Source organism: Thermoactinomyces mirandus (assembly GCF_013868055.1).
In the GTDB taxonomy this organism is placed as follows: Bacteria; Bacillota; Bacilli; order Thermoactinomycetales; family Thermoactinomycetaceae; genus Thermoactinomyces; species Thermoactinomyces mirandus.
In genome coordinates, this window is the sequence record NZ_JACEOL010000016.1 from 26662 (window position 1) to 38972 (window position 12311).

At 47.3% G+C, this 12311-nt stretch carries 12 protein-coding genes; 10 read left to right on the forward strand and 2 right to left on the reverse strand.

Annotation, left to right across the window (positions count from 1 at the left end; all coding sequences use genetic code 11):
• Positions 1 to 137 precede the first annotated feature (137 nt).
• From H2C83_RS05350 to H2C83_RS05395, 10 genes are all read left to right on the forward strand, one after another.
• Complete coding sequence (locus H2C83_RS05350) at positions 138 to 1181, forward strand: helix-turn-helix transcriptional regulator (RefSeq protein ID WP_181738538.1); 1044 nt, start codon at positions 138 to 140, stop codon at positions 1179 to 1181.
• Positions 1182 to 1358: 177 nt separating this feature from the next.
• Positions 1359 to 4319, forward strand: a complete 2961-nt coding sequence (gene cas10d / locus H2C83_RS05355) for a type I-D CRISPR-associated protein Cas10d/Csc3 (protein WP_181738540.1) — start codon at positions 1359 to 1361, stop codon at positions 4317 to 4319.
• Positions 4316 to 5296, forward strand: coding sequence for a type I-D CRISPR-associated protein Cas7/Csc2 (gene cas7d, locus H2C83_RS05360; protein ID WP_181738541.1), 981 nt, complete (start codon positions 4316 to 4318; stop codon positions 5294 to 5296). Before cas10d ends, cas7d begins: the two co-directional genes overlap by 4 nt.
• Positions 5297 to 5319: 23 nt before the next feature.
• Positions 5320 to 5946 (forward strand): type I-D CRISPR-associated protein Cas5/Csc1, encoded by a 627-nt coding sequence (gene cas5d / locus H2C83_RS05365; protein ID WP_220184023.1) that lies wholly within the window; start codon positions 5320 to 5322, stop codon positions 5944 to 5946.
• A complete protein-coding gene (gene cas3 / locus H2C83_RS05370; protein ID WP_181738545.1) occupies positions 5903 to 8050 on the forward strand; it encodes a type I-D CRISPR-associated helicase Cas3' in 2148 nt (715 codons plus the stop codon). The genes cas5d and cas3 overlap by 44 nt, the downstream gene beginning before the upstream one ends.
• A 1-nt stretch (position 8051) precedes the next feature.
• A complete protein-coding gene (gene cas4, locus H2C83_RS05375) occupies positions 8052 to 8651 on the forward strand; it encodes a CRISPR-associated protein Cas4 (protein WP_181738547.1) in 600 nt (199 codons plus the stop codon).
• Positions 8633 to 9625: a CRISPR-associated endonuclease Cas1 gene (cas1, locus tag H2C83_RS05380; protein ID WP_181738549.1), complete on the forward strand. Its 993-nt coding sequence runs from the start codon at positions 8633 to 8635 to the stop codon at positions 9623 to 9625. The genes cas4 and cas1 overlap by 19 nt, the downstream gene beginning before the upstream one ends.
• A 15-nt stretch (positions 9626 to 9640) precedes the next feature.
• Complete coding sequence (gene cas2 / locus H2C83_RS05385) at positions 9641 to 9916, forward strand: CRISPR-associated endonuclease Cas2 (RefSeq protein WP_181738551.1); 276 nt, start codon at positions 9641 to 9643, stop codon at positions 9914 to 9916.
• Between the two features lie 9 nt (positions 9917 to 9925).
• Positions 9926 to 10738 (forward strand): CRISPR system precrRNA processing endoribonuclease RAMP protein Cas6, encoded by an 813-nt coding sequence (gene cas6 / locus H2C83_RS05390; protein ID WP_181738553.1) that lies wholly within the window; start codon positions 9926 to 9928, stop codon positions 10736 to 10738.
• A 387-nt stretch (positions 10739 to 11125) separates the two neighbouring features.
• Positions 11126 to 11425 carry a hypothetical protein gene (locus tag H2C83_RS05395; RefSeq protein ID WP_181738555.1) on the forward strand — a complete coding sequence of 100 codons (300 nt, stop codon included), beginning with the start codon at positions 11126 to 11128 and terminating at the stop codon, positions 11423 to 11425.
• A 269-nt stretch (positions 11426 to 11694) separates the two neighbouring features.
• Here H2C83_RS05395 and H2C83_RS05400 read toward each other — a convergent pair whose 3' ends face one another.
• A complete protein-coding gene (locus tag H2C83_RS05400; protein WP_181738557.1) occupies positions 11695 to 12075 on the reverse strand; it encodes a hypothetical protein in 381 nt (126 codons plus the stop codon).
• 20 nt (positions 12076 to 12095) lie between these two features.
• The coding region (locus H2C83_RS05405; RefSeq protein WP_220184024.1) for a hypothetical protein at positions 12096 to 12311 on the reverse strand (216 nt) is incomplete at its 5' end.

Sequence of the window (12311 nt, forward strand, 5' to 3'; positions counted from 1 at the left end):
CGGAACGTTATGCCAAATTGAGGTTGGACGCATTATCCAGACTGCCTTAAACTGATAATGATCCCGAGTGCCTTTTATTACACTCCCTGGGGTAACGGGACAAGAACGATTCCAATATTTCTGAGAGGGAAGACACGATGTCAAAAGTTCATCGGATTCATGCCAATTACCGCGACAGGCTGATTGAAATCATTGCCGAGTTGTTACGCGATCCCGGTCCCCACTCAATCAGGGACAAGGCCGAAAGATACGGTATTTCTCAGGAGAAGCTCCGCAAGGATCTCAATTATCTGATCAGCAAGCTTAATGATATGAACCAGAGAGAGTATATCATCCGAAGACGGGGTTATTACGAAGGCAACTTTGTGCGGGCGGTTGTCAACTTGTCCCGCGAGGTGAGGCTGTATCTGTTTCTTGCCCTTCAGCAATTGCGGCCCATGCTGAAGGGAGGCGGGGAAAAAGCATATCAAGCGTTGTTGAACCATGTGTATTCTGTTTTAAGCGAGGAAGATGTTCGAAGATTGAAAGATTGGTCCCATTTCTATTTTGTAAGCGAGTACGGGTATCCTCTGAACAGGAAACATTTTTACCAATCATTGCAGGAAGTGTTTGATTCGATCCGCCTCAACCGGATTTTGCGTTTTCACCATAATGGAAAAATCAAATATTTTGATCCTTATGCGGTCTATTATGCCAAGCATACATTTTACCTTATCGGAAAAACAATCATGGAATCGGATTTCTCCGGCAACAAACTTGTGCATATGCGGCTGGACCGGATTCGGCATCTGGAGAGAACGATTCACCCGAGTCCGGAGAGAGGAAAAAAAGAAGAAGTCTGGGTGTACAAGCAGAATCATGCCCAAAAATATATAGAGAGGATGCTGGAAGCTGAACAGGGTCAGGAAAAAACGGATTATGTTATCCGGATTTATGATAGAAAGGCGTTTGAGCGGATCCGGGAAAAACAGTGGCATCCCAAACAGGAGATCCATGCAATTGATGAAGGAGGAGTGGCCGGGGAAATCATATTTCCGGATACAACCAGCTGGCTAGAAGTCAAAAAATGGATATTGGGGTGGGGAAGTGCGGTTGAATTGATGAAGCCGGCAGAGAAACGAAAGGAAATCTGTGAAGAGATAAAAATGATGTATCTGAAGCGGTATCGAGGCGGGATATGATTGCCTGCTATTGATGCCTGCTTTTTTTGTGATTGATTTTTGTACGGAGTTTTACTCTTATTACATTTCTGCTTTTCGGAACCTTTTAATGGTTCCGTTTTCCATTTTCAGACGAATTTGAGCTATTGCCCTGCTCCGTGCCTGAAGCGGATAATGGCAGTGGGGAGGTTGGAAAAATTGGAACTGCGCGAATTTAGTGACCGCTTGCTGCTTGCGTTCCAGGAGATGGATCTGTCCGAAACCATTGCAAAATCGTTCAACTATAACCCTGAACGCAACCTGCTGGATCAGTCGATGTGGGATCATATTCGCACCGGTGTGGAAGCCTGCCTGGCTCTTTTGAACTATTTAAAATCCTTCGGTTTCCATGTGGATGAAGAAGAGTTGAAGCTTGCTTTGATCGCATTCGTCCTGCACGATTTGCACAAAGAATCGTCCATCCGGAAGAAAGAAGCAAGCGAGTACGCGATCCCGCTTGAGGAAATTGAGAGGGTTTGCCGGCATCTATGCCAAACGATTGAAACAGCTGTTCCGCCTGCCAAGTTTATCCGGGCGGCCGGTGTTTCCAGTTTCTCACCCAAATTGGGCGATCTGGGAGCATTGCCCGGCGAGTGCCGATGGACCTGCATTCGCGATTGGGTCAAGCTGATGGATCAGGCTGCATCTATTACATGTATTGCCGAGTGTATGGAAAAGCGGACGATTCATAACCTGACTGAACATCTCTGTCGGCTGTTGCCGCCTAAAATCACGGAAAATATGCGGATTGTATACCATTACGTCCAGGAGATACGCGGCATGGTTACCACGCAAATGCACAATGGCATGGCCTTGCTGATGAAACAGCATGATTATTTTCCATGGCTTCGGTTTGGGGATGGGACGCTTTACATCACGTTTGCCGGCGGAAGTTTGCCGGAAAAGAAATTGCTGATTGACGGCCTGATGAAACTGTTCTTTTGTTCCATTGCCGATGCGGCTGATCAGGTGGATCGGGAAAAGCTTTTCAACCGGGCTACCTTGCAGTGTCAGACGCTGGCGTTTCTGGTGTATTCTTCGCCGCAGGATTTTGCAAGACTGTTTCATGAGATTTTTCTCAAGGCCTCAGGCAAAAGCAAAACGTTTCCGGAAAACAGCTTCGATAAAGGCAAACTGTCTTCCTATCAGGCAAAGAGCGTGGACGAGCTGTTTGCCCGCTTTGAAATAGATCCTTCCTTTGATGAAGAGTTCCGGGAGAAATGGTACTATACTGCCCGGTATATGGCTGCTTTGCAACGCCTGATTCAGCGTCTGGAAGGGTTGGCGCCTTCTGAATCGCTCAAGAGCCTTGCTGCCAACTTTGGTTTGCAGGCTGATGACATTGTCCGAATGGTACCCGATACTCTTCACAGCAACAACAAGCGGTATGATGGTGCGATCTGGCTGGCTTATCGATATATCAAAAGTGCCGAAGTGGATGGGAAACGCGCTGTTCATTTGCCGATCGAAGAGTGGCGGCTGGAGGTAAGAAAGAAGGCCGTACGCTTGCTTGAAGGAAAAATCACTCCCGAGAAAGTGATGGAGATGATCAGTGATGAGTTGAAAATGAATGAGGATCTCAAGAGTTATTTCAGGGAGCAACTGGTGGTCTCCTGGGAGAAGAGCAGAGAGTTGAACCATCTCGATTCCAGGAATCTGCTGAAAAAGAAAACACGGTCCCAGAAACGGATTTGCAACTTGTGCAACCGGCAGATTCTGGATGGTGTTCAGCCCAAGGTGAAAGGCCAGGTGATCCAGGACAGTGTCAACGTCTTTAGCAACCGGATCTTGCCAAAGGGATGGGTGCCCGGAAAGCGGAGTGATGTGGCAGCTTTGCACTGGTGCGGTGTGTGTTCACTGGAATTTATTTTAAGGCAAGTGTTTTCCGTTGACAGTTTTGCGGGAGGGGACAAGTCACGGCAAATTTATCTGTTTGCTTTTCCGTCCTTTCAAATTACAGAAGAAGGCTTGCTTGAGTTGCAAGAAGAGCTGAAACATTTTTTTGGAACCATTCATGTACATCGTCGGGGAAATTTCAAACACATTTGGCAGTTTCCTTTTGTGGAAGATGATAAAGAACATCTTCGAAATCATTTGCGGGTTCATTTCCAATTGTACAGTGAATTTTTCCAGCAGGAACTGGCAGAACGCAATCGCCCGCCCGGTACAGGAGACGTGTTAAAAGCAAGTCCGCCCGGAAATGTTTTGATGTTTACCTATGACTGTTACAGCAACACGCTTGAACGTACCCGGGAAGAGGCCTGGTTGAAGGCTCTTACGGCAGCACTTTCTCTTCACAAGCTGTATGGTTTCCGGATTTTGTTGACGGAGAAGCCGTTTGTGTTTTTGTCGGACGTGCGTGAGATTCATTATGCAATCCATCTGGATGCTCCTCCTTATAAAGTGGTCCGGCTGTTGAACGGGACCGAAAGCCGCGGGACGGCCGACTTTGTGGTTCCGATTGAACAGGTAAGAGAGATGTTGTATCGCCTGGCCTACATCTGGGAAATTCATCAAACCGTGCATCCGATCGATTTTGCCAAGCCAACGGACAAGAATGTGTCTTCCATATTGCATCAACTGGATGTCCATCCCATGGCGGGAGCCTATTTTTTCAAGAGATTCCTGACTGAAAATCCGTCTCCAACCAACGCTTTTGAACGGTCATGCAGGGAAATTAACCAGAAACAAGGAGGAAACATAATGGGACTTGCAAGGGAAATCGCCCTGGCCTCGCTGGAGCTTTACAAGCCGGATATCTTGCACAAAGGCAGGTCGCATCGTTATGAAAACCTGTTTCGATTAGCTGTTAAGGGGATCAAGGAGAAACGGGATAAAAGCGAATTGTGCGGATTGATCACCAAAAGGCTGGAACGCCTCTCCGGTCAACAGCGTTCAGGCTATGTACCGAGAATTGATGCGACAAAGGTCATGCGGTTTGTGGATCTGGTTTATGACCGGTTTTTCATGGAAGTTTGCGGAGGGAATATTGCCAAACTCAACCAGAAACAGAACCAGTTGGCGGATGGAATTTTCTTTGAGACTCACCTTGAACGGGTAAAAGAAGTTCGAGAAAAACAGGCGGCAAAAGCCGAAAATGGCAGGAGGGATTCAGAATGATTACACAAACAGGCTGGAAGGACTCTCTGGTAAAAAAAAGATTGGAAAGGCATCTCCCGAACGAGATTCCGCTTTATCCCAAAAGGCAAGCTGTTTCTTTGGTGATTGTCCGGGAGTTTGATTCGACGGCCGTGTTGACAACGGAAGGGCAGACACTGGATGTGGAGTTGGTAAGAAGCGGGCGGAAAAACAAGGAGCTGATTTCCCGGGTACTTCTGCAAAAACGCAAACAAATTGCGCCGGAACGCCGGACAGGCCGGGCGTTTAACCGCGATCGCGGCCTCGGAGAAAAATGCGCATATATGGAACAAATGTGCGGAAGATGCCCCGACTGTCTGATATACGGGTATGCGGCAACCAGTGGTGAAGGAGCCCAGCGTTCCCGTGTGTGGACAGATTCCGGCTTTGCGATCCGTTCCTATGATGCGATGCAAAAATCTATTACCCTGAATGCAATCAAGGACTCGACCCAGGGCGGAGTCGCCGGGAGCGCGTTTGCAGAGCGGGAACATATCCGGCCCCAGGTGTTTTTCCCCACCATTGAAACGGCCGTCGATGTTACACCTTCTGAATTCCTTTACATCTTGCGCAACATTCTGGCCACAACCCGTTACGGAGCGGAGAGCAATCGGCAGGGCTTTGTTCAAAACCATGTGGCAGCCATGCTCTTTGGCAGGGGGGAGGTGCTTTCCAATCTGGCCTTGACCCAGGGTGTGTATGACCGGCTGTTGGAGAAAAATGGGGAAAATTTCAACGAGTTTCCGCTGGAACGCTCGGAAGTGACAGAAGCAGTGCTTGATGTGTTAAATGAGGAAGCACATGCGTCGTATCTCCCGGTTGAGATTTGTACCGGTGAAGAACTTCAGGCATTTCTTGCAAGTGTGCGCGACCTGTGGCGAAGTGAGGAGGCGAATGAAGAATGGCTCCGGGAACTGGAAAACGACCATCAGGCATATCTCGAAAAACTGTCCAAATAGAAAAACGGTTTGCCTACCGTATTGTGATTGAGTTGGAGGATTACCTGTTTTTCGCAAGCGCCGAGAAGGGGAAGGTTGCTGAGACCGCTCCCCTCCTCCACAATTACGCACTGGCATATGCCATGTCCTGGGCAGTTTCTCCTTACTATTACAAATACCAGGCACCGGAATACAGCCAACATCTTCAGCCTCTGAACGAAAAGGGAATCTATATCTTTCCTGCCTCAGCAACAGAAGTAACGCACCGGCTCATGCAATATAACACCACCTCTGAATCCTTTCTGATGACTCGGGCACAAAGCCTGGGGTACCCAAACTGGGGATTTATCAAATGCATTCGGCCGGGAGCCAGATTTGAGACATATTCCTTGAGCTACAAATCACTTTCTTTTCCATCACGGATCCGCCTTGGGAAGTGGATGAGTCAGGCACGTCTGGAAGTGGAAGAGATTGCTCCTGAACCTGGAAAGGGAAAACAGAGTCCTGTCATGCTTAATGTTCAGGATCTTCCGAAGACCCCGGATTACTTTACATCCATGTACAATGTATTGCCCACGCGGTTGGTGAAGGAAGCGGAGTGGAAGGAAGAAACAGAAGGTTACCGGGTTGGCGAGGTATTTTTGCCGGAAGCAGCATTTTGGCAGAGGTGAGGACATGATCCGGATTCGGGAAGAAAGAGCGAAAACATATAACTTGCCATTTATCGGAAATATTCGTCCATACGCGCACCAAGCCGTACAACTTCGGTTGGTTGATCGGGCTGTCAGGGGAAAGGGCAAGGCAATCATATGGAACAGGGCACGAACCGGAGCGGGAAAAACTCTGGCCAACTATGGCTATTTGACTCAAAATCCCCAAATGAGAGCCCTGGGAGTCTATCCGGTAAACGAGCTTGTGAAGGATCAGTTTCAATCATTGAAACAGGGCTTGCCGCTGGGCATCTGGGATGAAATCTCTCTCTGGACTGCGGAAGAGATGCGCAAAAACCGAATGCCGGGAGAAAACAAGCTGGAACAGATCAAGCGCTTGTCTACCCCTTATCACCGGGCCGTAATGACCAATCCGGACCACTTGATGCTGATTGCCCAGGAACGGCTGTATGCCTATCGGCAGGGTGAGCGGGTGGAAGCTTTTTACCGGCTTGGTGAATATGCCCTTCAGGTATTTGATGAATTTCATCTGTACAATATTGCACAGGTGAATTTCCTGGCGCAGTGGATGGCCTTCATGGCAGCTTCGTTTCCAAACAGGGAATTTGCATTTATGTTGTCTTCGGCAACTCCGCGGCCTGATGTGTTCCGGTTGCTTGAAGGAACGGGAATAGAGATCTGGAATGTCCAGGAAGAAACAGATCGTTGGCTGAAAGAGGAGAATCCGTCAGTATACGAAGAGAGAGTCTTTTTGGAGCCGATTCATTTGCAGGTGGTTTCAGGTTATTTGCAGGCATGGAACACCGGTGAACGAATTATGCAGAATTGGGGTGAAACAGAGTCTTATTTGTCGGAGTGGCCCGATGCGAAAGGGTTGATCATCCTCGATTCCATACATGAAGCGCAAGTTCTGGCCAATTCATTGCGAGAAAAAGGATATGACGTCGGAGAAGTACACGGTCTGTCTGACCGTAGCCGAAGCCGGGAAGCATTGGCCAGGCAAATCACAGTGGCCACTGCAACGGTGGAAGTGGGAGTCGACTTCAAGGATGAGTTGCGCAAGGATTTCCTGATTTTTGAAGCGCGCAATGCCGGAAGCTTTATGCAACGGCTTGGCCGTATCGGCCGCGGCAGCCGCCTGAATCCTGAACCGCCGCTGCATGTCTGGGCTTATGTGCCGGGGTATGTGGCTGAGCAAATTCGGGACTGTTCCTCATCTGAAATTTCCAGGGCGGAACTGGAAGAGATGGTGACAGGGGCGTATCAAAGTTTCCAGAATTTCTCCCGCTACATTGAAAAAGTGGGAGGAATGAACCTGGTCCACAGTCTTCATCTGCAGAAAAAGCATCATATGGATCGTGAGCAAAATCCGGCTCTTGAAACGGTAAAAGACTTTGCCGGCCGGATGTACGGCGTCGGGTTTGAGGAAATGGAGCGCCAATATCTGAGCTGGAAACGTGAGAAACTTTTGGAGCCTGTTTTGAGTTTCCGCGGACAAAATACCCTTGAATACCAGATTCTCGGATGGGAACCTGAAGAGTCGGAGACCTTTTATCCGGATATCTGGTTTTGGGACGAAACCTCTCCAGATATTCCCCTCAAGCGCTATGATTACAGTTTTGTGCTCAGACGTCGCCGGGTACGGTTTGTGGACAGGGAAGAGCTTGTCAAGCGAGTGAAAGAACATGTTGCCGGGCCGGAACAGGAAGAATTGTTGCAGTCTCTTAAACGGGACCATGTTCTGGGACATGCAGTTGCTTTGGGGGTTCGGGACAAGCCGGCCAGCCTTGTTTGGCGGCTTCCGTTCAAGGCATCACGCTATGCAGAACAGCTTGTTCGGCTGGATCGCCTGAGTCTTGAGTCAGATGAAAGAGACCTGAATGATCAGTTGAACATGTTATTTCAATCCATGAGGAGAACTACCTGGATCGTCTACATTGTCAAGCGGTCAGTCAGAGAGCTGAACGATCATCTTCGCCTGCCGCCCATGTTCCGGGTGTATCCGGCTAAAACGGCACAGGGAGCGGACTGGAGCATCGCATTCAATTCTGAAGCTTTTCAACTCTGGAGTGTCTGGGAAACAGTCAAAAGTGAGGTTTTCTGAGATGGAAATGATGGTGGAGGCTCATGCCATCAATGCATATATCTACTGTCCCCGCCGCTGCTATTACGAGTATGTGGAACGCGTGTTTTATCATAATGTCTATACGATTCATGGGAAACTGCTGCATGATCATGTCGATCATGCCGGCATGGAGCATCGGGGGGAACGGCAACTCTTCCGTTCCCTTTATCTCCGGTCCGAGAGTCTGGGGTTGTCTGTCCGGTGTGATGTCATTGAAGAGGCAGACGGTTCCGTATATCCCGTTGAGTATAAACGGGGACAACAGGCGGGCTGGGAAAACAACCACTTGCAACTTTGCGCTCAAGGATTGGCGTTGGAAGAGCGGATTGGCAGAGAAGTTGCGTTTGGATACCTCTTTTATTACGGATCGTTCAGACGGGAAAAGGTCATGTTTGACAAGTCTTTAAGGGAGCGTACGAAGCAAGCGGTCAAAGAAATCCAGTCCCTGTATTTTCAGGATCTGCCGCCTGAAGGGATTGATGATTGGGCCAAATGCCAAAAGTGCAGTATGGCAGATTATTGCCTGCCGCAGGAAAGAGCCGGATTGAAGGGGAAAGTGCCATGGGAACATTTTATTTGAGCGAGCCTTATTGTTTTGTGCGAAAAGAATCGGAACGACTCAAAATCTATAAGGACCGGTCTCTGATCCGTGAAGTGAGGGTTCAGGAGTTTTCCCGCTTTTTTATCCATGAGTCATCGACGTTGACCACAGATGCGTTGATGTTGCTGGCAGAAAAGGGGATTGATGTGGTGTATTTTTCGGGGAATCGCATGGTTGGCCGGTTTATCGGACCGGAAAACAAAAACGTCCGCTTGCGGATTGCCCAGGTGGAAGCACATCTGTCCCGGGAAAAAAGCTTTCACATCGCACGGAATCTGGTTCTGGCCAAATTGAAAAACACCCGGACCAGCCTGCAACGTTTCGCACGCCGTCGCGAATTGGATCTGGATTCGGTCATATTGTTTATCAAGCAATCGATGGATCATGCTTCAAGAGCGCGGGATCTCGAAGAATTGCGCGGGATTGAAGGAATGGCGGCCAAACGTTATTTTGAAGCAGTCCCCATGTTGATTCGGAAAAGCAGCTTCCAGTTTGACGGGAGAAGCCGAAGGCCGGCCAAAAATCCGTTTAATGCCATGCTGAACTACGGCTATGCCCTGTTGAGGGCGGAACTGACAGGAGCCCTGCAAGCTGCCGGTTTGGATCCTTATATCGGGTATCTGCATCGGGAAAGGTATGGCAGGGAATCACTGTCACTTGATTTGATGGAAGAATTCCGATCAGTCATGGTTGACAATCTGGTCATTAAAATGGCCAACCAGGGCGTGATCAAACCCAAAGATTTTCATGATGATATGGGTGAGCCGCGTTTAAAGGAACATGCCCGGAAACGCTTTTTGGAGGAATTTGACCGCAGGCGAAAAGATGAAGTGTTTCACCAGCTGTTGCGAAGGAAAATGAGTTACCGCGAGGTGTTCCATAAACAGGCAATCTTGCTGGCCAAATTTATCAAAGGGGAAATGGACGATTATTATCCTTTCCTGGTTAAATAAACAGGGGGCTGTGCCATGAAACGCGTGATCTGTTATGATATAATCGACGATCGCAGAAGAAACAGGATATTTAAACTTCTGAAGGATTATGGACGGCATGTGCAATATTCCGTGTTTGAAGTGGAATGTGATGAAAAAAACTGGCTGCAGCTTCAATTCCGCCTGGAATCGCTGTTGAATGAAGAGGACTCGCTGTCTGTTTATACCTTGTGCCAGTCGTGTACACAACGCGCTTTTCATAAAGGAAGTTTTTCCACACGGCTGGCGGAAGACAAAAACCCGATTTTATAGGAGGATTCCATGTACAGGTTATGTTTGAAAGTCAATACATCGTACAGGGGAAATGCAGTCGGAGTCTTGTCAAAGCGGTTCCATGCGTTTGTCCTGCAATCGATTCAGCGTGAATCGCCCTCATTGTCACAACGCTTGCATGACAGCAAAGAGCGGCAGACTTTTTCGACACGACTGATGCCAGTCAGCGGGGAAGTATGGGTCAACACTCCGGATCGGGAGATTGTCGCCTGCCTGCAACGCCATTGGTTGGATCTTCCGGATATCGATCTGATCGACTGGAAGGGAACGATTCAGGAACTTCATTGTCAAACTTTTTCTGAAGTCCTGATCGCCGAAAAATTTTCTCCCGGCTTTACCTTGCATTTCCTGAGCCCGACAACCTTTTATCAACGGGGCAATTATTATCCGCTCCCGGAACTGAAGCGCCTGTTTTCCAGTGCCAGCAAGGCATATAAACTTTGTACCGGAAAGAAAGTGAATTGGGATGAACTTGAACCGCTGATCCGAAAGATCCGGATTGAGCAGTTAACACTGGCCACTGAGCGGGTTTCCTTTGGGAACTTCAATCTTGTAGGATTCAAGGGCAAAATGGCCATGAGCACCAAAGCCTTGCCAACAGAGGAGCAGCATCTGGTCTGGCAGCTGGTGGCATATGGCGCGCTGATGGGATTTGGTTACAAAACCGCTTGGGGGCTTGGCCAAACTCTGCTTGATCCGTTGGAAAAATATACGGGAAATTTTCCGAACACCAGGAGCTTCGAAAAAACCCCGGGGGTTGTTCGGAAACGCCAAAACCCGTATGGAACAAGGAAAAACTGAACTTCCAACTGGCAAATGACAAGGAAAATGACTCAAAAATTTGGCCCAAAAAAGGAGGTGTTCGGAAAATGACGTAGAAGACCAGTAATAACAACGGTTACAGCGAACGCTGTCTCAACAGATACACCTCATTGAAGAGGATTGAAACGGTAGATGAGGCGACAGAAGAAATGGAATGGCGATATAAGTCTCAACAGATACACCTCATTGAAGAGGATTGAAACTTCTGTTTTTTGCGCGCCATCACGTCACCTCCTTGGTCTCAACAGATACACCTCATTGAAGAGGATTGAAACTTCGGCTACATCCAAGCAGGGAAAAACCTTCACCGCTGAGTCTCAATAGATACACCTCATCAGAGAGGTGTTTCTGAATCGAAAGCAATGAATGAAACTTGTTGTTCACAGGACACTTTTCTTTGCAGGAAGGACTGGCAAAACGCCAGTCCTCAATATCTTTTGTATCTTCTTTTTATCGGTTAGTATTTGGCTTCAACAGTATTTTGGAATCCCGCTTACAAATCCGCTGGCATTACCCAAACTTGAAAAGTGGAGCTCGGAGAAAGAAGAAGCATCCAGACTTGCCAGCGGGATACATTCAGATCACTCTGTTGGTCCTGATATCAGATCTCAAAAACGAAAAAGAGCGCTTGACAGCGGTATGTCCCAATTCCGCCTGATGCTATGAAAAAGTTCTTTTCACCAAACTGAAGGACTCTGTGGTTAGTAGGAATATAATAAAAAGCTCTTAGTTGCCGTCTATCCTATAAAAGTCTGTGAACCTCCCGGGATTTTTGCTTGACCAGCGGTTTACAGACTTTTTATGATTTTGCTATACTGAAAACTATTGATTTTACTGGTGTTCACACACGGGGGGTTTTGTTGTATCCATATTGGAATGGAAACATAATAAACGCTGGCCAGAAACAGTAAAAAATAGAAACCTGTTCTTTAAAATCATGAACAGGTTTCTTCAATGGTTTTTAATTTGAGTTGTTTTACTTTTTCTAATTCTGCAAAGTCATATGGCTTAATATCAAAATATTTTACAACACTTCCAACGAGAAATCCAACTTTAAAAGGTTCATCTTCGATGTAGTATTTTTCCCACAGCCAAACACTGTTTTCCACCAAATCCTCTACATGACCACCGCAACGGATGCCAGAATAGATGAATGACACTTTATATGAAAGTTGTCTCTCAAATTCATCCAAACGCTTTTCCACTTCTTCCAGACGATTACACTTTACAAAGTGTTTAAGAGCAAGTGGCGGAAAGCCAAGAGCAATTTCTAATATTTCATGGAATTCTGGCGAAAGTGGTTCCACTTTATTCATTTTTTCCAGAAAATCCTTTTTTATGGATTCAGTTTGAAAAAAAGGAAAAAATCAGCTTTATTATGCGGACTTATATTTTCTTTAATATGGGGATATTTTTTAAACAGATGCATATGTTCCAAATGATTTGGAACATTGGTGCTTGCTAGTAAAGCAGGTTTTATACCCATTAAAAATGCTTCATAATCAATTAATGGTTTCTTCAATTGATATTCCTCCTCCCTCAATAAATTAAG